We start from the raw sequence: 22,951 nt of genomic DNA, 5'->3' as shown, positions 1-22,951 counted from the left end.
TAGCACTTTATGCCTTTTACAATAATAAAAAAACTATCTTGCCTGGTGAACGCCCTTTTTTATCGTAAAAAAAGAGTCGGAATAAAGTAATCTTTATTCCGACTCCATGTGCGAGTTATAATTGCTTATATTGTTGAATGATAGCTCCTAGCAATTCGTGTATAGAATGTTGCTTTTTAGGAGTGAGTTGTTTTAATTGAAATAATCTTTCTTTAATTTCTGGAAATGTCATTACATATTCCATTATTTCTACAGCCTCATCGTCAAATGATTGATCAGAAGTTTGAAAGACGTGCTTTAGTTCAGCAATCACATTTTCATGAAATGTGTTATTGCCTGCTAAATAGTCAATGGATACATGAAAAAGATCTGAAAGTTTCATTAGCGAAGAAATATCTGGGGTAACATGGCTGTTTTCCCATTTGGCTATGACAGAGCGTGAAAGCTGAAGCTTATCTGCTAATTGCTGCTGAGTCCAACCTTGTTGCTCTCGTAAACGTTTGATGTTGTATGCAATTTGTATGTTCATGGACTATCACACTCAATTGGTTAAAATTAGAAAAGATTCTATAGTAATTTCCATCCTACCATGATTCTTAAAAGAAAATGGGAAATCATTGTTCTTATTTTGAACATATTGTAAAATGTTCCTATAAAGAATAAAGAGGAGGAAACGCATGATCTGCTGTCTAAAGATTTATCACCCAACAGTTACGACTTTAACCAAATGTAAGATGTTACGATTTATGTTTAAAGATTATCCACTTCAAATTGAAGTGATATCAAAAAATGCTGTACTTATATATGTATGGGATGTACCAAAAAAGGAGGTTTGGCAAGCTTTTATTAACTTTGAAAGTACGAATGTAATTACTGGATATGGATTTAGTGAGGAAAAAGCGGAAGCAAGACTGATAGCAGAAGCAATGGTAATTAAGTTGTTATCCATGCGAAACAAGAGACAAAAGCATCCACTTGTTTTTTAAAATTGATGAAGGTTTCAATACATCTAATAAATAAACTGGCAGCTTAAGGTATTATATTGCAAAACTGCCAGTTCATTTTTTCATAACTTTGCTATCCCGCACAGATTTATTTGTGGTGAAGATGGTGTAGTGCTTCCTGCAGATAAGGGAAAGAGAACGTAAATGAATGATCTAGTGCTTTTTGGGGGATAACGTACTGACCTTTAGTTATTAAGCCCGCCATTTCGCCAAGTGCCGTGTACATAAATATGGAAGGAACAGGAAGCCAATAGGGTCGATTTAACACTTTTGCTAATATCTGCATAAATGTTTTGTTTTGCTTTGGGTGTGGTGCAGTTACATTTACAGGTCCAGATATAGCTTTATTTTCGATACAAAAAACGATTAATTTCACAGCATCTTCAATATGAATCCATGATATCCATTGTTCCCCGGAGCCAATTTTGCCTCCTACACCTAGTTGGACAGGGAATCGCATCATTGGTAAAGCCCCACCGTTTCCTAGAACAACACCAAAACGAGTAAGTACTGTGCGAATATTGTATTTCTCAGCTTGTTTAGCGACGTTTTCCCATTTCGTTGTAACCTTTGCTAGAAAGTCATCACCAGGAGTAGTCGTGTTTTCGGAAAACATCAGGTCATTGGAAGTTCCGTAATATCCTACAGCAGAACCACTAATGAATACATCTGGCTTATTTGGCAATTTTTCCATAAATGCTAGTGTTTTTTCGGTTGTTTGAATTCTGCTGGATAAAATGGATTCTTTCTTTGTTTTTGTCCAATAACCAAATAAAGATTCACCAGCAAGGTTAATCACACTTTTAATAGGCGGCAATTGTTCATTAGGATAGTCATAACCAATGAAAGTTTGTTTATTTGTATCTGTATGTTCTTGGGGGGAGCGTGTCAACACATATACATGATAATCACGCTCACATAAATAGTCCGTTAATGCTTGGCCAATAAATCCAGTTCCTCCTGTTATTAGTACATTCATGTTTTCTCCTCCTTCATATTCAATATGTAAATCTTAAGTTAATGTCAGTTTCCCCAATATGTGCTATTCCATGTTTCTCATCGGCAGAGCGCATTCAAAGGTGCTATCATTTTGTGAATTTTATTTGCTCATAAGATGTAGCGGCAAGGGGTTTTGGGTCTAAGTTAGTATAAGTTTTCGTTATAAAGACTTGCAATCATGAAACGGCTACATTACATTTCAACTTATATCTAATTATAAACGATACAAAAAAGCTAGAGTAGCAAAAGGTGCTATCCACAAAGTACGGCGAAAAGATGATCTGTACTCGAAAATGTAACAATGCTACAGTGGAGAACGAAAATTTGTTAGCATGTAAAAAAAAGCCTTCCTTAATAAAATAGAATAACTTTTTCATTCCGCTCCATTTTGGTATGATGAAAAAAAGGAGAGAGAGTGGAATGTCAAAAATCACTCGTATTACAACACAGAAAAAAATGCATCAACGATATAATATTTTTTTGACTGATGATAATAAAGGGGAACGCTACGGTTTTAGTGTAGACGAATCTGTATTGATTCATTTTCAGTTACGAAAAGGCATGGAAATATCAGATTCCATGATGGACGCCATCAAAAGAAGTGATAGCATGTACCAATCTTATACCCTTGCTATTCGATATTTAAGCTTCCGCATGCGAACAAAAAAAGAAATAGAGGACTACTTAACAAAAAAAGAAGTAGATCAAGCTCATATAGTAAGCGTGATGGACAAGTTGGTAGAAGAGCAACTTCTTAATGATCATCAGTTTGCTGACATGTTTGTACGATCACGAATAAATACATCCACAAAAGGCCCGGCAATCATTAAGCAGGAATTGTTGAAAAAAGGAGTAGAGGAAAACATTGCAGATAATGCGTTAAAGCAATTCTCATATGCCATTCAATATGATAAAGTGAAAAAATTGGTGGAGAAAAAACAACAACAGAAAAAAACAGAGTCATATAAAAAGCGACTACAAAAAATGCAAACTTTTTTACAACAAAAAGGTTATGATAAAAGTGTAGTCCAAACAGTGGTGCAGGAACTTCCATCATCCATTGATAGGAATGCCGAATGGGATGCTATTATCCATCATGGAGAAAAATTAAAGAAAAAGCATGCAATGAAAAGAACAGGGTTTGAGTTGAGGCAGAAAATAACAGAAGGATTGTATAGAAAAGGTTTTTCTTTTGAACTTATTCAGCAGTATTTAGAAAGACATGTGGATGATAAAGAGTAATAGTGATAGGGCTGTTAGGTTTCTTTTCTGTTTGTTGATTGGTAAAATTAAAGAGGATTTAGTTTCTATCGCTGTAGGAAATAAGAATTTTCCTAAGATAAACATGTAATAAAAATGCAAATGGGGAGAAGGATGGGAAACAAAAATGAACAATAATTATCGCTATAGTGACTATTCTATTGAGCAATTGCGTCAGGAAATAGGCAGGTTAAAGGAAAAAGCGCAAAAAGCAGAACAGCTAGGAAATATTTCTGAGGTGGCAGTTAATGAGCGTAAAATGCAGGTTGCTTTAGCTTATACAATAAATCCAGATGACTTTACAGCAAATGAGACGTATGAATTTACAACAGATCCAGGATGGAACTTCAAGGTGGACTATATAAATGGTGTGTTTGCTTGGGGGCACAGAGTTAATCTATTAGGAGAGGTACTAGAAAAACAGGAAGCAATTCCGATATCTTTGTTAGGGAAACGTATAGAATAAATCCGTTGTTTTCAAGTTGTTATAGTTTTTTTAATCTACAGGTGGTGCAGGGCTTGCCTTATGTGCATGCTAATGGTATGATATAAAGTCTAAAATTGCCTAACCAAAGAAAACAGCAGGGGTTAGCCTGCTGTTTTACATCGGAAGAAAAGAAAGTGTAGAATTTGATTTAACGGAATAGCCACGTCCGGCTCCAGCGCCCAGCAACTAGGCGACTTCACGAAATTGCCTTACGATAAGTCATCATCGGTTCGTTCCTCACCGTGATTCCTAAAACTTTAGTTGATTCGTTCCACTCGCTACGTTGCTAACCGGGCGCTTGCGCCTTTGTTCTTTAAATGGGACTTTCTTCTACATAAAGTTTATGCTGAAGTTTCTTTTCTGAAAAGATCCATCCTGTGTAAGAACTTGTAATGTGCATCGAATCATCTATTTGCACAACGGCAACAAATGGATAATGCCCCTTGGAGCGATAGCGTAAGTCGATAAATCGCACTTCCGTATAATCTTTATATTCGTTAATTTCCCATCGGTATACGGGAGAAAATGAAAGGAACGCAGCAATATTTTTATCAGTCTTGGCCACTTTCATCAGCTCTGTATCTGGGAGCGGTACTCTTGTGAACTCATCAATAATTTCAATGTGATTGTTATCAACGACACCAACATAGAACCTATCCTTTGTCGTTATAGCGACACGCCAATAATTTTGTTTAATCGTTGGTGATGTAGCAATCTGCTCCACGTCGGAAAAATAGCTGTTGATTTTTTTTACGATGAATCGTTTATCCATGTAACGTTTGATGTAATAAAGTACAATAACGCTATAGATAACAGCCCATATAAATGCAGGGTTTGCTCCCAACGCCCAAGCAGCAATGCCGGCAATATGCAAGAAAAATATATATGGATCGAACGTATTAATAAAACCATAAGCTACCCATCGATTAGAGAAGGGCCGATATGCTTGTGTTCCATAGGCATTAAAAATATCCACTAACACATGGATTATTACGGCTATAGCAGTCCATAGCCAAATATGAAAGAAACTCTTTTCTGGTATAAACAAATGGATCATACTTGCAATTAAAATTCCCCACATAAGAACTGCTGGAATAGAATGTGTAATTCCACGATGATGGCGTATATAGGTAGCATTATTTTTTAATTTTAAAACGGTATCAAAATCTGGTGCATGGGAACCTACAATTGTTCCTACTAGAACAGCATTGAATAAAGCTGGGTCATTGCTTATAACAGGATCAATTGTAGCTAATCCCCCAAGCGCAACTCCCATTACAATATGGGTACCAGTATCCATAATGTTTTTTCCTCCTTAAGCTGCGTTTATAGTTGTATATTCCTACTGCAGTAATAGGTATGTTCAAAAGCTTACGTATGTTTTTGCGAACTCTGAACACGCACTATAAAGGACAGGAAATATTTAATGATGTTTTTATTGTACCATATAGGAAGTGATTTTATGAATGATGAAAAACTACAATCTATTGACATTTTAACATTTCGACGTGATTTACTAAGCTGGTATAAGGAAAATAAACGCGATTTACCTTGGCGCCAAGATCAGAATCCTTACCGAGTATGGGTCTCTGAAGTAATGCTACAACAAACAAAAGTAGATACGGTTATTCCGTATTTTAATCGTTTTATGGCTAAATTCCCAACTGTAGAAGCATTAGCACAAGCGGATGAGCAAGAAGTGTTAAAGGAATGGGAAGGGCTTGGCTATTACTCTAGAGCGCGAAATTTGCAAAATGCGGTGAAAGAGGTAGCAACGAAGTACAATGGAAGGGTGCCAGATGATGCAGAGGAACTAGGTGTATTAAAAGGGGTAGGTCCGTATACAAAGGGAGCGATTTTATCCATTGCTTATAATCAGCCAGAGCCAGCTGTAGATGGAAATGTCATGCGTGTTTTATCCCGAGTATTAAAAATTGAAAGTGATATTACGCAACAACGGACGAAAAAACTATTTGAAGCCTATGTACGCAAGCTCATTGATCCACAAGACCCCTCATCGTTTAATCAAGCTGTCATGGAATTAGGGGCTTTAATATGTACACCTAAATCTCCAGCTTGTTTATTATGTCCGGTTCAAGCGCATTGCCAAGCTTTTGTTGCAGGTATGGAAGAACAGTTGCCCGTAAAAAAGAAAGCAAAAAAACAAAAGAATATTGCTTATGTTGTGTTGTTAGCAGTTGATGACCAAGATAATTATGTAATTGAAAAGCGAAAAGAAGATGGTTTGTTAGCTAATTTGTGGCAATTTCCTATGGTTCCTATAAAAGAAGTAGAGTGGGTTCATTTAGAAAATTGGGTTTATAATGAATATGGATTAGAAATAACGCTAGGGGAAAAACAAAGTAAGTTAAAGCATGTTTTTTCACATTTAATATGGCATTTAGAAGTATATGAAGCAAAATTAATTAAAAAATTAAGCAAAAGTAACAGGTTACAGTTAGTTAATAAACAGGATTTAACAAATTACCCTTTTCCTGTACCACATCAAAAAATTAGGAATAGTTTATATGAAAAGGAACAAAATATGTAACAGGAACACAAGGCAAATTGTTGCCTTGTGTTTTTTATACTATAGGAAAGCATAAATTTTTAGGACTTATAGTATAAGCAAAACGACGGCGTTCTATCGTTATAAAGATTTTGGCGATAGCCATCGTTTTTCTAAATGTTTTAATTTTTTCTCGCTTGCATCTCTTTATTAATTTCATGCAGGATGCTTAGTCCTTCTGGGTTTATATATGGCAAAAGCTGTGACAAAGCGTGTTGGAAATAATCTAATTCATTCTTATCCCAATCTTGTTTACTGATCATGGAAAGTTCTGTGAAATCACGTCTGTTTTCTTCCATAATTCACCCTCCAGTAAGTCCATAGCAATTTCTATTCTCTCTTAAACGTATTCAGTTATAGGATAAAGCTATTTAGAAAGCCAACTATAGCGCCTATAATAATCCCTCGTTCTTAATATGCGTATATAACAAAATTATATTCGTTTATGGAATAAATAACCAAAAAACCATTATTTTACTACAAAAATAATGGATAACTTCATGTGTTGTCGGACAAATTAATTATTGCGGAGGTGATATTGATGGCTAAAAAGCAACAACCAAACCAAACTTCTACTGGTACAAACATTCAAAAGGTTAAGCAACAGAATCAACAAGCCGCTCAAGGGCAAGGTCAGTACGGTACAGAATATGGTGCTGAACAAACAAATGCTCAAGAAGTAAGAAAGCAAAACCAAAAATCTCAACAAAACAAAAAGTAACGATTTATAGCCTCAATTATGCCAAGGACTATACCAAAAGCTGTGTTAGAGCTTTTGGTATAGTCCGATTTTTGTTTTGCTATAGGAAGTATAATTTTTTAGTATTTATAGTATAAGAAAAACTACAGCTTCTGCAATAAGACTTGGTGACGAGCAAAGTTTTCTAATTTGCATTCTTAGTAGGGTGGGTATATTTTTCAAATGGAAACAGGCAAGATGTTTGCATATTGAAAATGAATTACTTTATATTTCTCTCCATTACTATTATAATAATATGCATGATTCGTTATGGAGGTTTTTTGTAAAGGAAAGGGAGATTGAATGGTTGCTCCGATCCCAGGAACTAATATACAAATACAAAGTTATAAGCATAATGGACGGTTGCATCGTATATGGACAAACAGTCTTGTTTTAAAAGGGACAGAGACCGTTGTTATCGGAGCAAATGACCGAACAGAGGTAAAAGAAAGTGATGGTAGGTCATGGTTTACGAGAGAACCAGCTATTTGTTATTTTCATGCTGCGCATTGGTTTAACGTCATCGGTATGCTTCGAACAGACGGTATTTATTACTATTGTAATATCAGCTCTCCATTTCTATATGAGCATCGTGCAATTAAATATATTGATTATGACTTAGATGTAAAAGTTTATCCAGATATGACATATACTTTATTAGATGAAGACGAGTATGAACTACATCGACAACAAATGAAATACCCAAGTAAACTTGATTATATCTTACATCACCAATTGAATATTCTTGTAAGGTGGGTGAGACAAAGGTATGGTCCTTTTTCACCAGGGTTTGTCGATGAATGGTATGAGCGATACTTAACATATCGATAAAGCAAAAGGAGAACGAAAATAGAATGATTATACCTTGTTACAAATGAGTAGCAAGGCTTTTCTTTGCAATGTAGGAAAGTAAAAAGTCTATAGTATAAGAAAAACTACAGCTTTAGCCATAAGACCTGGCGAGCGACAAGCCAGGTGATTCTAGTGTTGGCTTAATGCTGCAATTGCATCGTGTATTTAAACGGACAACTGCTCTTACTTTATTTTTTCGTAAAGGACGTATTCGAAATGAATTCAATGAAGCAATATATGTATTTTGTAAAACCTTATAAATGGAAGATATTTTGGACGGTTATAGTCGGAATTGTAAAATTTGGCATTCCGTTATTAATGCCTTTAATCCTCAAATTTGTAATTGATAACATTATTGGTAATGAAGTACTGAGTCAAACGGAAAAGACAACCCAACTCATTTGGTTGATGGGAACTGCTTTTATCATTTTCTTTGTTTTACGACCACCTATTGAATATATTCGACAATATTTAGCTCAGTGGGTTGGAAATAAGGTGCTTTTTGATATTCGAGACCGTTTATTTGACCATTTACAGCATTTAAGTTTGAGATTCTATTCCAAAACAAAAACAGGCGAAATTATTTCCCGGGTAATACATGATGTCGAACAAACAAAAACGTTTGTCATTACAGGTCTAATGAATATTTGGTTGGACCTGATAACGATACTGATTGCTATCGGAATTATGTTGTCGATGGATATCGAATTAACCATTGTAGCTATTATTCTATTTCCTTTGTTTGGCTTTTCTATTAAATATTTTTATGGAAGACTGCGGCAACTCACTCGTAAACGCTCACAAGCGCTTGCAGAAGTTCAAGGACATTTACATGAACGCGTGCAAGGCATGCCGGTAACGAGAAGCTTTGCATTGGAAGATTATGAACAAGAACAATTCGCTAAAAGAAATAATAATTTTTTGAACAGAGCACTGGAGCATACAAATTGGAATGCTAAAACTTTTGCAGTAACGAATACAATTACAGATTTAGCACCTTTATTAGTAATCGCGTATGCGGGCTATCAAGTTATTCATGGTCATTTAACAATGGGAACAATGGTCGCTTTTGTCGGATATATGGAACGGGTGTATAGTCCGTTAAGAAGATTAATTAATTCTTCGACAACACTTGTGCAATCGATCGCTTCCATCGACCGCGTTTTTGAGTTAATGAATGAGAAATATGATATTACAGATCGACCTCATGCGGCGGAATTAGATAACCTACGTGGTGAAGTAACTTTTGAGGATGTTTATTTTCAATATGAGGATGAAGAACAGGCTGTGTTAAGGGATGTTTCCCTTCATGTGAAAGAAGGAGAAACCATTGCTCTTGTCGGTATGAGTGGCGGAGGAAAATCAACGTTTGTAAGTCTTATACCACGTTTTTATGATGCTACGAGTGGAGCAATAAAGGTAGATGGAATCGATGTTAGAGATGTGAAGGTGCGTTCACTACGAGATCAAATTGGAATGGTGCTGCAAGACAACACCCTGTTTAGCGAATCAATCGCAATGAATATTCGCATGGGAAACCCTCATGCTACGGATGAAGAAGTGGTGAAAGCAGCTAAAGCGGCAAATGCTCATGAATTTATTCAGCAGTTACCATATGGCTATGATACGCTTGTTGGTGAACGAGGTGTGAAATTATCAGGGGGACAGAAACAGCGAATTGCCATTGCACGTGTTTTCTTAAAGAATCCACCAATGCTTATATTTGATGAAGCAACATCCGCTCTTGATTTAGAAAGTGAGCATACGATTCAAGAGGCAATGGAAAAATTAGCTTCTAACCGAACAACGTTTATTGTTGCGCATCGATTAGCCACAATCACGCATGCGGATCGTATTGTCGTAATGGAAGATGGAAAAATTAAAGAAATTGGAACGCATTATGAACTGATGTATAAACAAGGAATATATTATAATTTGTACCAAGTGCAACACCTAGATACTACTGTTGAACAAGGTTAAGCAAAGAAGCATACGTGATAGCTTTAAAAAATTGGAAATTAGATGATGATTCGCACAATGCGTGTTATGAAGGTTATAGGAAAGTATAAGATTTTTTTTGTTCATAGTATAAGAAAACGGTATGAAAGTTTTACATGATCGGGGCGAGTAGATTACCGCCCCGTAGCTTTTGTTCCACTATAGGAAGTATAAAAATATGACGCTAAGCTCTGTTTTTCTAACAATTTTTACATGTTCACTTCCTTCTTAAAGTGAACATGCGAGTATATAAAGTCTAAATAGATTCTGGTTATCAAGACTTGTATTGCGCGTATTGAATGAAAGTTGTTTCATCTTCAATGACGCCACAAGCTGCACACTGGATTTTAAATTTAGGCCCTTTATACATGATATGAAAGGTTTCCACTTGATTTGTTTCATATGTCTCGACTATTTCTCCCGTTTGTGCATCCATCTTCATAGGGTTTGCTACTTGATCAATTTTGTTAAATCTCGTCTTATTTGTTTTGCAATTGGGACAACAATATGGCGCTTGCATTATGATCCTCCTTCTGTTCTTTTTCCTATTATTCTAATAGAGAGGTTATTTTATGCATACGTAAAAGGACTGCTTGTAACTTTACAAACAGTCCTTGCTTACTATATAGGGAACCATCAAGCTGTATAAATGAGATTCGTTTCGGTATCACGAGCGATAAGCTAACTTATCTTATGTGGCTTATTTCGTTTGCATGTGTTGAAATGTTTTCTCTACAGCCGCGATTGTTTCCTCAATATCTTTTTCCGTATGTGCAATGGTTAAGAACCAAGCTTCATATTTTGATGGGGCTAGGTTAATTCCTTGGCGAAGCATGAGACGGAAAAATGTTGCGAAGCTTTCTCCGTCACTAGCCTCAGCTTGCTCATAATTGGTAATCTCGCCATCACCAAAATATACGGTAAGGGCCCCACAAAGTCGATTGACCGAAATGGAAATACCGTATTTGTCAGCTTTCTCTATAATTCCCGCTTCCAGCTTTTCGCCAAGCTGATCTAGCTTTTCATAAAGCCCTTCTTCTTGTAGTACTTCTAGACATGCGATTCCAGCTGCCATGGAAGCTGGATTTCCAGCCATCGTTCCCGCTTGGTAAGCAGGGCCAAGCGGAGCTACTTGTTCCATGATCTGTTTTTTACCGCCATATGCACCAATTGGTAGACCGCCACCAATGATTTTACCCATTGCTGTCATATCAGGTTCAATACCATATATTTGCTGAGAGCTTCCATATGTAAAGCGAAAAGCAGTAATTACTTCGTCATAAATAACGAGGGCTCCAGCATTGTGTGTAAGGTCGTTGACAGCTTGGAGGAAACCTTCCTTAGGCTCTACAATCCCAAAATTTCCAACGATAGGTTCAACAAGCACAGCTGCTATTTGACCTTCCCAAATATCTAATGCGTGTTTCAACGCTTCCATGTTATTAAAAGGAACCGTAATAACATCTTGAGCTACGGATTCTGGGATACCTGCTGAATCAGGGGTACCGAGCGTTGCTGGGCCAGAGCCTGCTTCTACTAGGACCGAATCAAAATGTCCATGGTAACAGCCAGCAAACTTAATAATTTTTGTTCGATTGGTATAAGCTCTTGCAACACGAACAGTGGTCATCACGGCTTCTGTACCTGAGTTGACAAAACGCACTTTTTCCAATGAAGGAATGGCTTGCTTCAGCATTTTAGCAAACTGATTTTCTAATTTTGTTGGTGTACCATATAACACACCATTCGTAGCTGCGTGTGTAATCGCTTTGGCAATATGTGGGTGGGCATGCCCTGTAATAATTGGTCCGTAAGCCCCTAAATAATCAATATATTTATTACCGTCGACATCCCAAAAATAAGCTCCTTCTCCTTTTTCCATGTAAACGGGTGCGCCGCCTCCAACTGCTTTATAAGCACGTGATGGTGAATTAACACCTCCCACAATATGCTTTAATGCTTCCTGATGGAGTGCTTCTGATGTTGAAAAATTCATAATTATTTTCCTCCTAGGTTACATGAATCCATGTAATTGTATACCAATTACCTAAATATGCAATACGTATCTTGCAAACTTGTTGAAAACTGGAATCATGCCTTGCTTTTAAAACTTTGAAAACATGGTGTATTCACCTGAGCCCTTTAGCTCCTGTTGTAAAAAGTAAGTTAATCACCTATTTTATAGCTTATCAGATTAGAGTGCTGTTATAAAGCAGAAGAGCGTGCCGCTTTTTTAAGTCTAGAAAGGTAGAAATTACGAATAAAAATAAAATTGATAAAGTGCACAATAAAATAAAATGAAATAATATACATACTAGGTATGAGTACAGATGATGCAAGCATATTTTGTAATGCTTTATAGGCAAAAGCAGCATGAATAACGGCTACGAAAAATGGTAGAAAAAATAGAAAGGCAATTTGCCTCGTTGCGATTTTCTTCATTTCTTTATTTGTTAAGCCAATACGATAAAGGGAATAGTAATGAGCAATGTCCTTATCAATACCTTGATACATACGGAAATAAAGAATCGATCCAGCGGCTAGAAAAAATAGCACACTAATAAAAATCCCAAAAAAGAACAAATACGACATCGATTCATTGAAACTTGTATATAAGTCTGCTCTAGAGCCTGCATGGATAGTATCATTGGAAGCAGCGACTTCTGCTTGTTCTATTTTCTCGACGTAATGTACCCAATTAGGTATATTTGCCGTATAATAAAAAGCTTTTTCCCCGTGTTTTTGAAATTTGTCAAATGTAGCATCTGATACAACTAGTGCACTTCCACCTAATGTGGTAGCGTTCGTCGTATTTTTCCCCGGCTTTATTTTCAGTTCGATTTGCCCTTTTTCAGGAATAAATCGTAATTTTTTTGGTGGAGGTGGGATATATGGGCTAAACACAGCTTCCGTAAGTAATATGGCCTCATTATGTTGTAAAGCTTCTAGTTTTTTTTGTTGATTTACATCCATCATTTTATTGTAATCGGAGAAACCAAATACAATTACTTCCACATTGTCCCACTCAGATTTATTCGAGACAGACGACGTTTTTACAGCAGGGATGGCTAAGGATTGAAAGGGTATTTCTGATTCATGAAAAAAAGATTCCACTTCTTTTATAGTTTCATCCAATTCCGCTTTATTTTCTTCCCCTTCTGTAAGCAGAGAGTAATCATGCGGTACGAAACGTTCGCTTTCTTCTTCCGCTGCTTGGAATAGCCCGTACAATACTCCGGAAGATGTAAAAGCAACGGCGCTTAATATAGTTACCATAGAGAGTAACTTAGCGTTGTCTTTTAATTTATATGTTAAATCCGAAATAATTAATAAGTTTAATCGCTTGTAAAAAATGTTTTTTCTGCGTTGTAAAAAGCTAGTTAAAGCGATACTAAATTGCGTAAATAAAAAATATGTCCCTGGAATAATTAGTGCTAAAATAATAAACATTCGATACATCATAGATATAAGGTCAGAAGTGTATGCTAAATAATAGGAATAAGTAACAGCAGCTAACGCTAGTACGCTTATAATCCAAGAGAAACGCGGTTTTTTCCTTGGTGAATGAGCGCCACGAAATACTTCCATAACCGATTTTGTTCGCAATGTAAGTACAACAAGCAGCGAATTGATTTCAAACATAAAAAAGAACAGTATTACGGTGATAGCAATCGCCTTCCAGGACAAATAAAAGGAAAACACTTCCCCCGTTCCTAAAATGACAGAAAATATCATTAAGAAAAGCTTCGTGAATAGTGCTCCTACTAATATTCCTGCAACGATAGAAGTTAGACCAATAATTGTATTTTCCAAAATGAGCATTCGATTTAACTGAAATTTACTAATTCCTAACGTTGTTAAAATACCATATTCTTTCTTGCGTGATTTAATAAAGGCAGACGTTGAATATAGTACAAATAAAAAAGAAAACAGGTAAATAATGACTTCAGAAGCAACGATGCCCGTTTTTACGGCATCAATAAAGTCGTATGTTGCTATTTCAGGGTGGAAGATAACTACGGCATACATAAAAAAAACGATGACAGCAAACATACAACTTAGAAAATAACTTAAATATGCACGTGTATTACGTTTGACATTATTAAAAGTGAACTGTCTGAAGGTCATGGATGTTTCCTCCCAATAATGACTGCATGTTTAAGATTGCTTCAAAAAAAGTTTGCCGATTGTCACCTTGATGTATTTCGTTATACAACTTTCCATCTTTAATGAAAATGACTTTTTGGCAAAAACTTGCAGCAAACGGGTCATGCGTTACCATTAGTGTTGCTGTTTCATAATGCTTTTGCAAGTGACTTAGCGTATTCATTACTTGTAGTGACGCTTTAGAATCTAAATTACCAGTTGGTTCATCAGCAAATATAATGGAAGGATTATGAATAAGCGCTCTAGCGATGGCCGCTCGTTGCATTTGACCACCAGATACTTCCATAATGCGTTTGTCTAAAATATCTTCAATGCCTAATTGTTTAGAAATGATATGTAATTTTGGTGTCATCTCTTTCACTTTTACTTTATTTAATGTTAAAGGGAGCAAAATATTTTCTCTAATAGTTAATGTTTCCAATAAATTAAAGTCTTGAAAAACAAACCCCATTTCTTTTCTTCTAAATTTCGCCAATTTGTGATGAGAGAAAGAAGTGACATCTTCTCCATGAATAATAATTTTTCCCGAACTCGGTTTATCAATGGTCGACAGTAAGTTTAGCAAGGTCGTCTTGCCACTTCCTGAAGGTCCCATAATACCTATGAATTCTCCTTGCTGTACAGTAAGCGTAAATTGGTGCAAAGCTTCGTACGAAATTCCACGTTTGCTACCGTACGTTTTGGATAAATTTTCTGCTTGTAGTAACGGCATATGTGCACCTCCCTATTTGGTAGCGATTTTACACTATGTATAAAATGTTAGGTTATATAGGATAAGCCATGTTTTTTAATCATAGAAATATACTTTTGAATTCAATGTAAGGAATGGAAAGAGTATATAGTTTTTACTAAAAACGTATTTATAACCAAACCAATCTGATTCATCGTAATTCTATGATACAGGAGCGATATATCCTATTGATTTATCTTTCAAACAGCAATGGTTAAGCTTACAAGGTTGTAAGCCTAACGATGACTAAAATGGATGGACACGGTCGTTCCTTTTCCTTCTTCAGATGTAATGGTTAACTCATGGCCAAGTTCTGTACAAATTTGCTTAGATAAAAATAGTCCCATTCCTGTTGATTCTCTAAATTTTCTACCATTTTTCCCTGTGAAAAATGGATCAAAAACTCTGTTGATGTCTTCACGCGGAATTCCGTAGCCAGTATCGGTGATTTGCAATACCAGTTTATGATCGTCGGATAAACTTGTACAAAAATATATTTTGGCTACTTCGTCTTTCGAATATTTGATGGCATTGGAAACAGCTTGACTAATTACAAAACGGAGCCATTTAGAATCGGTTGTTACCACGTATTTTTCTTCAATGGTAAGTTCAGGATACACTTGGTTACGAATAAAGCTGGATTTAAATTCTTGAATAATATCTTTAACTAAATCTCTTAATACAATTTGTTGTACTTGAAAATCACGATCAAACTTTTGCAATCGAGATTGGTATAAGGCTAAATCTAATCCTTGTTGCATACGCTCTAATTCTTCGTGCATACTGTGCAAGAAATTTTGGGACAACTGTAATTTTTCTTTTTGCAAAGTTAGATGCATGACAGAAACAGGTGTCTTCATTTGATGCACCCATTGCTGAATGAAATGGAACTCCATTTGTTTTTGTTCTTTCAACTGCTCGATTTCTTCAGCGTAGCGGTTTGTTTGTGCATCATGTTGCTGCTTAATATTTAAAAGTAATTGTGTCGGTGGGTCTGGTAGCCACGTTGCATTATCTTTGTCATGATGGATTGTCACATAATAATCACGTAATCGGTAATAACGATAGGCGAGAAATAGGAGTAATCCAAATGTTAATAAAATAAATAAATAGATAATCAAATCCCAGTCCATTGGTACAGCTTTAATACCATAAAATAGCTGAACGATGAGAATGAAAACAATTAACTGCGTGTAAAAGAAAAGTATCGTTGGAATACTATCTTTGAGAAAATCTTTCATTATTGTTCACTCCACGTATCGATCATTTTGTATCCAGCACCACGAACGGTTTGAATACTTTGGTGCACACCAATATCTTCAAGCTTTTTACGTACACGCGTAATATTAACGGATAGCGTGTTGTCATCAACAAAATGCTCGTCATCCCATAGCATTTCCAATAAGAAGGTTCGTGATAATACATGATTTAAATTCTCCATAAATGCTTTAAGTAGAATAAATTCATTTTTTGTCAGTATAGCTTTATGACCGTTAAGGCTAACTTCCATTGCAGTTAAATGTAAGGATAAATCACGAATTTCTAACAAGTCTATAGGTGTACTTGAGGCGTATTCTCCATAGATTCTACGCATAATTCCTTTTATTTTTGCCTGAACCACATCAAAGTTAAATGGCTTGGTAATATAGTCATCTCCACCGTTTTCTATTGCCATCACTTGATCCATACCTGAATCACGTGCGGAAATAAAAATAATTGGACAATTAGATATACTGCGAATTTTTCGGCACCAATAAAACCCATCATAGCTAGGAAGATTAATATCAAGTAATATTAGATGTGGTTCAAAGGCTTGAAACTCTTCTACAATACGGTCGAATTCTTGAACAAGCTGTATGTCGTATTCGTATTTTTCGAGATAATCTTTTAATAAGTCAGCAATTTTTTTGTCATCTTCTATAAGATAAATTTTCTTCATTGGACTCACCTTCCTTTTCTACTTCATAGCTAAATCCACCAACAATCCTTCGCTATGCCACAAGTAAATTGTTAATGCTCAAACGAATTCATGTATTATAGGTCAAACAATTAATTGGTTCATAAAAACTAATACAATTAATTTTTAAGTTGCTATTACTATATAAAAGCTTACATCCTATTTTACTCTATCTCTTTTAGAATTTGAACTGTACTCTTTTTATAGGGGTATTTTATTAAAAAAATGGTTTTGAATTTCTATAGTTTATAGTATAAGGAGAACGATAGAAGTCGTCATCAATTGTTAGTGGCAAGCCACGTTTTATTAAAAGTATTGACAAACAAGTCTAATCCTTTGCATAAACTTATAATAATATGCAATTGGAGAGGGTGTGCTATGTTAGCGTGGTTACTAATCATTGCTGTCATTTTTGTTATGGGGAGGAGCTTCATTGATTTTATCCATGTAGGGAAAATGCAGACTTATATACGAAGAAGCGGTTTTTCTTTGGAACTCTTCTATATGCTATTGGTCATTTATGGGGTTGTTATCGTTGGATTCGGACTCATTTATTTTGTGCTGTCCATGCAAGATATGGTACTTGTAGAAAATGGAGAATTGAGACAAGTGAGTATACTTGATGCCCTTGGACAGGCTGTTTATTTTAGTGGAGTAACAATGCTAACAATCGGATACGGTGATATAACGCCTGTTGGTATTGGAAAAATTATCGCCCTCGTGCAGGCCTTAATTGGTTATATATTACCTACTGCTTTTGTGCTAAGATTGGTGCAATACCAAGATCAGAGCAGGAATCAGTGAATAAGTAGGCGAATATATGATATAGTAGAAACGCAACTATTGGATGGAGGGGTAACGATGACTGTACAAGTAGGAGAAAAAGTAGCGGATTTTTCTCTACCAAATCAAGCTGGAGAATTAGTTCGTTTATCTGATTATAAAGGAAAATATGTCGTTTTATATTTTTATCCAAAAGATATGACACCAGGCTGTACAACAGAAGCTTGTGATTTTAGAGATGCGCATGAGAGCTTTGAAGATCTTGATGCTGTGATTATTGGTATTAGTCCTGATCCAGTGTCATCACATCAAAAGTTTATTGATAAGCATGACCTGCCATTTTTGTTACTTGCTGATGAAGAAAAACAAGTGGCAGAACAATTTGGTGTTTGGAAACTAAAGAAAAACTTTGGCCGAGAATATTATGGTATAGAACGCTCCACGTTTATTATAGATAAAGAAGGCGTGTTACAGAAGGAATTCCGTAAAGTAAAAGTGAAGGGGCATGTAGAAGAGGCGCTGTCATTTATTCGCGAGCAATTGCAGTAAATATGTAACAAGTGGCCTCTCATAGAACTTTACTATCTTTATAACTAAAGGCAAACAAATGGAAGTGCTCTTAGCTCTCATGTGCACTTACTTTTAATCCGTCGTTTTAAGGGCAGATAGTCGATTTTGACTATCTGCTTTTTTATAGTCTAGGAAATTATAAAAATTTTGCAGCTGGATAAACTTACTAAGTTATTTAGCTACGTCCGACTCTGGCGCCCAGCAACTAGGCGACTTCACGAATCGCCCTATGATAAGTCATCATTGGTTCGTTCCAGTCGCTACGTTGCTAACTGGGCGCTTGCGTCTTTGTTCTTTACGGTATAGGGAAATTTTAAGTGTTTTTAACTTTTTTATTAAAGAATTAGGAATAAGCCTGATATTTTAACAAACAATTAAGAAAGGTAGCGATACATTCAATTTATTGTCATCATGGGTAATAAGCTAAGTCTTTATAACGAAAAAATTTAAATTTTCGTATCGGGAACAAGTTTTTAAAACGGTTATAAGACGATAAATTTTTAATAGCATACTAGGGAAAAAAGAACTCTTATTTCTATGTTAAAGTGTTAAATTCTTTTATAATTTAAAGCATAAAGGATGATAAAAACTGATAAATTAGGAGGGGAGGATACATATGCGAATATATACACGTTCTGGAGATAAAGGAAAAACATCGCTTATATATGGTGAGCGCGTGAATAAAAATGATCTTCGCGTTGAAGCGTATGGAACTTGTGACGAGGCAAATTCGATGATTGGTTTAGCTATTAGTTATTTGCAACAAGAGAGTACGTTTAAAGAAAAAGACTTTGTTATCGAAGAGCTTTCCCGTGTGCAAACATTGCTGTTTCATGTTGGTTCAGAGCTAGCTACACCATCAGGTAAAGAAGTCCCTTGGAAATTAACCGAGGAGCATATTCAAACATTGGAAAAGAAAATCGATGCTTGGGACAAGCAGTTAGAGCCGTTAAAAAATTTTATGTTGCCATCTGGAGTACCAGCCTCTTCGGCCTTGCATGTCGCTAGAACAGTTTCGCGAAGAGCAGAACGTCTAGCTGTAGGGATAGAAAACGTCAATCCATTAAGCCTTGCTTTTCTGAATCGCTTATCGGACTATTTATTTGTTGCAGCGAGATACATGAACCAACTGCTCGAAGTAGAAGAAAGAACCTTGCACATTACATGATTTTTGTAGCAAAATAAGCTAAGTTTTGAATAGCGAAAGCAGCCTTCTTGCTGATTAAGATAATACCTAGAAATGTATACTTTTGTACAAGGAATTTCTTTGTACTATAGGAAAGTATAAAGTTTTAAGGTTTATAATAATAAGAAAAACTACAGCTGCTTCTATAATAATTTGGTAAGCCAAGTTTTTCTAATATGAGAATGTAGGTAAACGTAACACGTTTGTATGCATGTAACTAGTCTGTGCGGGTTAAAATAACTATAATATGATTACTTGTTAATAGAAATTGCATGCAAACAATTATTTTAAGGGGCTATCATTGACAGAATGCGGTTGTAGGGCTTAAACTATTTATAAAGATTATAATTTAAGAATAGAATTATTTTTGTATAAACTACTGAAAGTGAGGTGGATGAGGGTGTCTGAAAACAGATTGCAAGAGGCTATAAGTACATTAAAAGCATCAGGCGTCCGTATCACTCCACAACGACATGCGGTTCTTGAGTACTTACTCAATTCGATGGTTCATCCTACAGCTGATGATATTTATAAAGCTCTTGAGGGTAAGTTTCCTAATATGAGTGTTGCAACGGTTTACAATAATTTACGTGTATTGCGTGAAGTAGGCCTCGTTAGAGAATTAACATATGGCGACTCTTCAAGCAGGTTTGATTGTAATACTTCAGATCATTACCATATTATTTGTAACTCATGTGGAAAAATTGTTGACTTTCATTATCCTTCGTTGGATGAAGTCGAGGCATTAGCTGAGCAGGTAACGGGATTTAAAGTCAGTCATCACCGCATGGAATTGTATGGTGAATGTGAAGAATGCCAAAAAGCAGAAAAAAACAAACAGAAAAGTGGATAATCTATGTAAAAAAGTCTCGATTGCATTTTGCAATCGAGACTTTTTTGCACTATAGGAAACGACATTGTTTATTTCACTATAAATGTGGCATTAAGCCAAGTTTTTCTAGACATTAATTTTGTTGCAATGTGTGTGTGTTTGTGTTCCGAATATAAATGTGCTGTAAGACTCACTCACTTCTAGAGAAGTCTTAACTGTGAGATATGATTATTCAAACCAATAACCATCCAAATAGTGCTGACGTCCACATTAGAATGGTTATTTTTTTATAGAACCTTCCTCTTTTTTCACTGTTTTCCAATAGCGCCTTGTATTATATTTTTCATCGAATTCTTTACCTTCTAATTCTTTATCCAGTGTCAATGGTTGTTTACAATGCATACAGGCGTCAACGCGACCAAGCATCTTTGTTGGTTTTTCGCAGCTTGGACAAATAATCGGCACTGCTTTTAGCGATAAGGTCCCTATCCAAAGGTAAACTACACAACTTAAGACGACCATTATAACCCCTAGTATGAAGAATGTAACCATAAGCCACGGAATTTTTTTGGTTAGTATGCCACCATACATAAGAAGAATTCCAGCAAATATAAGAATCAATGCAAAGGATCTAATTTTGTTTATTTTGCTTGAATATACGATTTGAGCCATGATGTCCCCCCCTTAACCCCTTCATAAGTAGTATAGCATAAATTATGAAAAAGATTTGATAATTCCATTGCCTATAACCTAGTATGAGCTGAAAAAGTCATACCCCCTCGCCGGACTCTTTCGTGTTCCATTATTAAGAAAAAAAACTACTTAAACAAATAAGACTAGGAAAGAATTTGACTAATAAAAAGAGGGAATCGAACCTTTTACAGCGAATGTAATATAATACGACAATTTATGCAAGTAAATGTACATATAAATGACATTCTATGTCGATTTAAGTTCATATCTGCAAACAAATGGAGGAAAAGTAATGGAACAATACTTGCGATCAATTTATCAACATCATGCTAGCAATTCCGATGTATTAGGGATTTTAATATTGGAAAAAACGAAGCCAGATAGCCCAATAACGGATAATTTTGATGTCATTTTACTTATCATTGTTCAAGAAGCTGAAAAAGCTTGGAATGTGAAACACTATGAATTTGCGGATAAAACGTGTGCACTTCATATAGTAACGGAAGAACTATTAATGGAATGGATTGATACGAGCGGTTACCGGAATGCAGTGGAATGGATAATTTATGGTAGAATCATTTTTGATCGAAATGAATTTTTTAATAATTTAAAAGCTACGTTGCAAAGCTTTCCAGATGACAAACGGGATTTACGGAAAATCATGGAGTTTGGTAAGCTTATAAAAAGCTATAATGAAGCCAAAGAGTTATTTGAAGCTGGAGAATATATGGATACGAATAGTAAAATTTTATATTCACTTCATTATTTGGCTAGATTGGCTGTTATTGAAAAAGGGTATTATCCGGAAGTAACTGTTTGGAGTCAGGTAAAACAAATTGATATTGAAATTTATAAACTATACGAAGAATTTATAGAAAGTAAAGAAGAACTGAAGAAGAGAGTACAGTTAATGTTAATCGCTATGGATTATGTCATTAAAGCAAGAGCGAATATGGCTGTAAAGCATTTGTTAGACATGATGCACACAAAAAACGAATGGTATTATGGTGAATTAAAAGCTTTGCCTAAGATTCAGCCTTATTCTCTAGACTTATCAGCGATTATAACGTACCTTGTTGATAAAAATATGCTAATAACTGCTACAGAGCAAACAAAAGGCGAAGGAGTGTATCATAGAAAATATATGGTAAGTAAATAGTGGAACGATTTTTTATACTATAGTAAGTAAATCATAAAAGCTTAAAGGTTTATAGCATAAAAAAACTAGAGCTTCCGCTATTTCAGGTGGCTATTTTGGGGGTGATGAGCAGGAGACTCATTATGGTTGTGTTCAACACGCCCCTTTCTATTTTGCTTATTTGCAATGAAATGAAGTATAGATTAAGACCAGCTTTTATACGTATTAAATGTGTTGCACTAGTGATGTAAGGAAATGAACTCTGATTATAATTAAACTCTAAGACGTTTTCACATGAAAAGTCACTTCGAAAAAGAAAGGGTTAAAGATTACTACTCTATTTTAAAGAAAGAGAACTGCTTATCAGAGCTTCAAATTTCCTGAGCAATATTTAAATTTTCATAGTATAAGAGAAAGGATTGTTTTAGCAGAAAGATTCAGCGACAATTTAAGTTTTTAATGTATTATTTTGCTATAAGATGCTTTTTTAGCGAAAAAATATAAATAATGATTGACTTTAAATATAACACGTGGTACAGTTATAAACGTCGCAAAAATTGCGTTGGAAATTAGCGGTAACATTGTTCGAAAAAACTTATTGACATATCTTATAGAAATGTGTTAAGTTAATTAAGTCGCCATTTTGAATAATTAAGTCACAAAAAACTTTCGAAAAAAGTTGTTGACAAGATTTATGGAAAATGGTAAACTTAAGAAGTTGCGTCAAAAAAGACGAACTAACAAATTTGCTCTTTGAAAACTGAACAAAACAACCAGTATGTCAAGGAAAAACAAACCCTGTTTTTCTTAAGAAATAAACTGAGAGAAATCTCAGAAGAAGCTAAGAATGATGAAGAACAGTGTTCATCATCACAAACTTTTATGGAGAGTTTGATCTTGGCTCAGGACGAACGCTGGCGGCGTGCCTAATACATGCAAGTCGAGCGCGGGAAGCAAGCAGATCTCCTTCGGGAGTGACGCTTGTGG

23 protein-coding genes and 1 rRNA gene are annotated in these 22,951 nt (G+C 35.5%); 13 read left to right on the top strand and 11 right to left on the bottom strand.

Translation table 11 applies throughout. The features are described from left to right. Positions 1–115: 115 nt before the first annotated feature. Positions 116–529 carry a helix-turn-helix domain-containing protein gene (locus HLX49_RS05825; protein ID WP_077702758.1) on the bottom strand — a complete coding sequence of 138 codons (414 nt, stop codon included), beginning with the start codon at positions 527–529 and terminating at the stop codon, positions 116–118. A 148-nt stretch (positions 530–677) separates the two neighbouring features. Here HLX49_RS05825 and HLX49_RS05820 point away from each other — a divergent pair, with 148 nt between their 5' ends. Further along, the gene (locus tag HLX49_RS05820) at positions 678–986 is read left to right on the top strand and encodes a hypothetical protein (protein WP_077702759.1); all 309 of its coding nucleotides are present in this window, start codon (positions 678–680) and stop codon (positions 984–986) included. Positions 987–1,092: 106 nt separating this feature from the next. Here the strand turns inward: HLX49_RS05820 and HLX49_RS05815 are convergent, their stop codons facing one another. After that, complete coding sequence (locus HLX49_RS05815; protein ID WP_077702760.1) at positions 1,093–1,983, bottom strand: TIGR01777 family oxidoreductase; 891 nt, start codon at positions 1,981–1,983, stop codon at positions 1,093–1,095. A gap of 440 nt (positions 1,984–2,423) precedes the next feature. On the opposite strand from HLX49_RS05815, the gene recX reads away from it, so the two are divergent. Then, the gene (gene recX, locus HLX49_RS05810; RefSeq protein ID WP_077702761.1) at positions 2,424–3,245 is read left to right on the top strand and encodes a recombination regulator RecX; all 822 of its coding nucleotides are present in this window, start codon (positions 2,424–2,426) and stop codon (positions 3,243–3,245) included. Positions 3,246–3,390: 145 nt separating this feature from the next. Beyond that, positions 3,391–3,729, top strand: a complete 339-nt coding sequence (locus HLX49_RS05805) for a YfhH family protein (RefSeq protein ID WP_101933552.1) — start codon at positions 3,391–3,393, stop codon at positions 3,727–3,729. Positions 3,730–4,063: 334 nt separating this feature from the next. On the opposite strand, the gene HLX49_RS05800 is transcribed toward HLX49_RS05805, so the two are convergent. Further along, positions 4,064–5,050, bottom strand: coding sequence for a metal-dependent hydrolase (locus HLX49_RS05800; protein ID WP_077702763.1), 987 nt, complete (start codon positions 5,048–5,050; stop codon positions 4,064–4,066). A 162-nt stretch (positions 5,051–5,212) separates the two neighbouring features. Between HLX49_RS05800 and mutY the strand changes: the two genes are divergently transcribed. After that, positions 5,213–6,301 (top strand): A/G-specific adenine glycosylase, encoded by a 1,089-nt coding sequence (gene mutY, locus HLX49_RS05795; protein ID WP_101933554.1) that lies wholly within the window; start codon positions 5,213–5,215, stop codon positions 6,299–6,301. Between the two features lie 140 nt (positions 6,302–6,441). On the opposite strand, the gene HLX49_RS05790 is transcribed toward mutY, so the two are convergent. Next, the gene (locus HLX49_RS05790) at positions 6,442–6,618 is read right to left on the bottom strand and encodes a hypothetical protein (RefSeq protein ID WP_164085468.1); all 177 of its coding nucleotides are present in this window, start codon (positions 6,616–6,618) and stop codon (positions 6,442–6,444) included. 242 nt (positions 6,619–6,860) lie between these two features. Between HLX49_RS05790 and HLX49_RS05785 the strand changes: the two genes are divergently transcribed. The 3 genes from HLX49_RS05785 (at position 6,861) to HLX49_RS05775 (ending at position 9,890) form a co-directional block, all read left to right on the top strand. Then, positions 6,861–7,040: a gamma-type small acid-soluble spore protein gene (locus tag HLX49_RS05785; RefSeq protein ID WP_073011385.1), complete on the top strand. Its 180-nt coding sequence runs from the start codon at positions 6,861–6,863 to the stop codon at positions 7,038–7,040. Positions 7,041–7,361: 321 nt separating this feature from the next. Beyond that, positions 7,362–7,889, top strand: coding sequence for a nucleoside tri-diphosphate phosphatase (ntdP, locus tag HLX49_RS05780; protein ID WP_077702765.1), 528 nt, complete (start codon positions 7,362–7,364; stop codon positions 7,887–7,889). A 237-nt stretch (positions 7,890–8,126) separates the two neighbouring features. Further along, positions 8,127–9,890 carry an ABC transporter ATP-binding protein gene (locus HLX49_RS05775; protein ID WP_101933555.1) on the top strand — a complete coding sequence of 588 codons (1,764 nt, stop codon included), beginning with the start codon at positions 8,127–8,129 and terminating at the stop codon, positions 9,888–9,890. 292 nt (positions 9,891–10,182) lie between these two features. Here the strand turns inward: HLX49_RS05775 and HLX49_RS05770 are convergent, their stop codons facing one another. The 6 genes from HLX49_RS05770 to HLX49_RS05745 all read right to left on the bottom strand — a co-directional run bounded on the left by HLX49_RS05770 (position 10,183) and on the right by HLX49_RS05745 (position 16,744). Continuing rightward, positions 10,183–10,428 carry a DNA alkylation repair protein gene (locus HLX49_RS05770; RefSeq protein ID WP_296360984.1) on the bottom strand — a complete coding sequence of 82 codons (246 nt, stop codon included), beginning with the start codon at positions 10,426–10,428 and terminating at the stop codon, positions 10,183–10,185. A 180-nt stretch (positions 10,429–10,608) separates the two neighbouring features. Further along, positions 10,609–11,904, bottom strand: a complete 1,296-nt coding sequence (locus HLX49_RS05765; protein ID WP_296360983.1) for a glutamate-1-semialdehyde 2,1-aminomutase — start codon at positions 11,902–11,904, stop codon at positions 10,609–10,611. Between the two features lie 209 nt (positions 11,905–12,113). Continuing rightward, positions 12,114–14,036, bottom strand: a complete 1,923-nt coding sequence (locus tag HLX49_RS05760; protein ID WP_296360982.1) for an ABC transporter permease — start codon at positions 14,034–14,036, stop codon at positions 12,114–12,116. Continuing rightward, complete coding sequence (locus HLX49_RS05755) at positions 14,011–14,787, bottom strand: ABC transporter ATP-binding protein (RefSeq protein WP_101933558.1); 777 nt, start codon at positions 14,785–14,787, stop codon at positions 14,011–14,013. Before HLX49_RS05755 ends, HLX49_RS05760 begins: the two co-directional genes overlap by 26 nt. A 254-nt stretch (positions 14,788–15,041) precedes the next feature. After that, positions 15,042–16,046: a sensor histidine kinase gene (locus HLX49_RS05750; RefSeq protein ID WP_296360981.1), complete on the bottom strand. Its 1,005-nt coding sequence runs from the start codon at positions 16,044–16,046 to the stop codon at positions 15,042–15,044. Further along, positions 16,046–16,744: a response regulator transcription factor gene (locus tag HLX49_RS05745; protein WP_296360980.1), complete on the bottom strand. Its 699-nt coding sequence runs from the start codon at positions 16,742–16,744 to the stop codon at positions 16,046–16,048. Before HLX49_RS05745 ends, HLX49_RS05750 begins: the two co-directional genes overlap by 1 nt. A 396-nt stretch (positions 16,745–17,140) precedes the next feature. Here HLX49_RS05745 and HLX49_RS05740 point away from each other — a divergent pair, with 396 nt between their 5' ends. The 4 genes from HLX49_RS05740 (at position 17,141) to perR (ending at position 20,154) form a co-directional block, all read left to right on the top strand. After that, positions 17,141–17,566, top strand: a complete 426-nt coding sequence (locus HLX49_RS05740) for a potassium channel family protein (protein WP_101933560.1) — start codon at positions 17,141–17,143, stop codon at positions 17,564–17,566. A gap of 57 nt (positions 17,567–17,623) precedes the next feature. Next, positions 17,624–18,094 (top strand): thioredoxin-dependent thiol peroxidase, encoded by a 471-nt coding sequence (bcp, locus tag HLX49_RS05735; protein ID WP_101933561.1) that lies wholly within the window; start codon positions 17,624–17,626, stop codon positions 18,092–18,094. Positions 18,095–18,731: 637 nt separating this feature from the next. Next, positions 18,732–19,283, top strand: a complete 552-nt coding sequence (locus HLX49_RS05730) for a cob(I)yrinic acid a,c-diamide adenosyltransferase (protein WP_296360979.1) — start codon at positions 18,732–18,734, stop codon at positions 19,281–19,283. 412 nt (positions 19,284–19,695) lie between these two features. Further along, complete coding sequence (gene perR / locus HLX49_RS05725; RefSeq protein WP_414930285.1) at positions 19,696–20,154, top strand: peroxide-responsive transcriptional repressor PerR; 459 nt, start codon at positions 19,696–19,698, stop codon at positions 20,152–20,154. Positions 20,155–20,412: 258 nt separating this feature from the next. On the opposite strand, the gene HLX49_RS05720 is transcribed toward perR, so the two are convergent. Then, on the bottom strand, positions 20,413–20,805 hold the full coding sequence (locus HLX49_RS05720; protein ID WP_414930286.1) for a YgzB family protein: 393 nt from the start codon (positions 20,803–20,805) through the stop codon (positions 20,413–20,415). 313 nt (positions 20,806–21,118) lie between these two features. On the opposite strand from HLX49_RS05720, the gene HLX49_RS05715 reads away from it, so the two are divergent. Further along, complete coding sequence (locus tag HLX49_RS05715) at positions 21,119–21,985, top strand: nucleotidyltransferase-like protein (protein WP_296360977.1); 867 nt, start codon at positions 21,119–21,121, stop codon at positions 21,983–21,985. Between the two features lie 858 nt (positions 21,986–22,843). Then, a 16S ribosomal RNA gene (locus HLX49_RS05710) occupies positions 22,844–22,951 on the top strand; the annotation flags it as partial.

Source organism: Virgibacillus sp. (assembly GCF_013393565.1).
Taxonomy (GTDB): Bacteria; Bacillota; Bacilli; order Bacillales; family Amphibacillaceae; genus Virgibacillus; species Virgibacillus dokdonensis.
This window is presented reverse-complemented; position numbering and strand designations above follow the sequence as displayed.

Bases quoted from the DNA above. Each gene is read 5' to 3' on its own strand.
- HLX49_RS05815 (WP_077702760.1), bottom strand. From the start codon at position 1,983: ATGAATGTACTAATAACAGGAGGAACTGGATTTATTGGCCAAGCATTA.
- HLX49_RS05755 (WP_101933558.1), bottom strand. From the start codon at position 14,787: ATGCCGTTACTACAAGCAGAAAATTTATCCAAAACGTACGGTAGCAAA.
- HLX49_RS05745 (WP_296360980.1), bottom strand. From the start codon at position 16,744: ATGAAGAAAATTTATCTTATAGAAGATGACAAAAAAATTGCTGACTTA.
- HLX49_RS05800 (WP_077702763.1), bottom strand. From the start codon at position 5,050: ATGGATACTGGTACCCATATTGTAATGGGAGTTGCGCTTGGGGGATTA.
- mutY (WP_101933554.1), top strand. From the start codon at position 5,213: ATGAATGATGAAAAACTACAATCTATTGACATTTTAACATTTCGACGT.
- ntdP (WP_077702765.1), top strand. From the start codon at position 7,362: ATGGTTGCTCCGATCCCAGGAACTAATATACAAATACAAAGTTATAAG.
- recX (WP_077702761.1), top strand. From the start codon at position 2,424: ATGTCAAAAATCACTCGTATTACAACACAGAAAAAAATGCATCAACGA.
- HLX49_RS05820 (WP_077702759.1), top strand. From the start codon at position 678: ATGATCTGCTGTCTAAAGATTTATCACCCAACAGTTACGACTTTAACC.
- HLX49_RS05805 (WP_101933552.1), top strand. From the start codon at position 3,391: ATGAACAATAATTATCGCTATAGTGACTATTCTATTGAGCAATTGCGT.
- HLX49_RS05730 (WP_296360979.1), top strand. From the start codon at position 18,732: ATGCGAATATATACACGTTCTGGAGATAAAGGAAAAACATCGCTTATA.
- HLX49_RS05715 (WP_296360977.1), top strand. From the start codon at position 21,119: ATGGAACAATACTTGCGATCAATTTATCAACATCATGCTAGCAATTCC.
- HLX49_RS05720 (WP_414930286.1), bottom strand. From the start codon at position 20,805: ATGGCTCAAATCGTATATTCAAGCAAAATAAACAAAATTAGATCCTTT.
- HLX49_RS05760 (WP_296360982.1), bottom strand. From the start codon at position 14,036: ATGACCTTCAGACAGTTCACTTTTAATAATGTCAAACGTAATACACGT.
- HLX49_RS05750 (WP_296360981.1), bottom strand. From the start codon at position 16,046: ATGAAAGATTTTCTCAAAGATAGTATTCCAACGATACTTTTCTTTTAC.
- HLX49_RS05785 (WP_073011385.1), top strand. From the start codon at position 6,861: ATGGCTAAAAAGCAACAACCAAACCAAACTTCTACTGGTACAAACATT.
- HLX49_RS05740 (WP_101933560.1), top strand. From the start codon at position 17,141: ATGTTAGCGTGGTTACTAATCATTGCTGTCATTTTTGTTATGGGGAGG.
- HLX49_RS05775 (WP_101933555.1), top strand. From the start codon at position 8,127: ATGAATTCAATGAAGCAATATATGTATTTTGTAAAACCTTATAAATGG.
- HLX49_RS05790 (WP_164085468.1), bottom strand. From the start codon at position 6,618: ATGGAAGAAAACAGACGTGATTTCACAGAACTTTCCATGATCAGTAAA.
- perR (WP_414930285.1), top strand. From the start codon at position 19,696: ATGAGGGTGTCTGAAAACAGATTGCAAGAGGCTATAAGTACATTAAAA.
- HLX49_RS05765 (WP_296360983.1), bottom strand. From the start codon at position 11,904: ATGAATTTTTCAACATCAGAAGCACTCCATCAGGAAGCATTAAAGCAT.
- HLX49_RS05770 (WP_296360984.1), bottom strand. From the start codon at position 10,428: ATGCAAGCGCCATATTGTTGTCCCAATTGCAAAACAAATAAGACGAGA.
- HLX49_RS05825 (WP_077702758.1), bottom strand. From the start codon at position 529: ATGAACATACAAATTGCATACAACATCAAACGTTTACGAGAGCAACAA.
- bcp (WP_101933561.1), top strand. From the start codon at position 17,624: ATGACTGTACAAGTAGGAGAAAAAGTAGCGGATTTTTCTCTACCAAAT.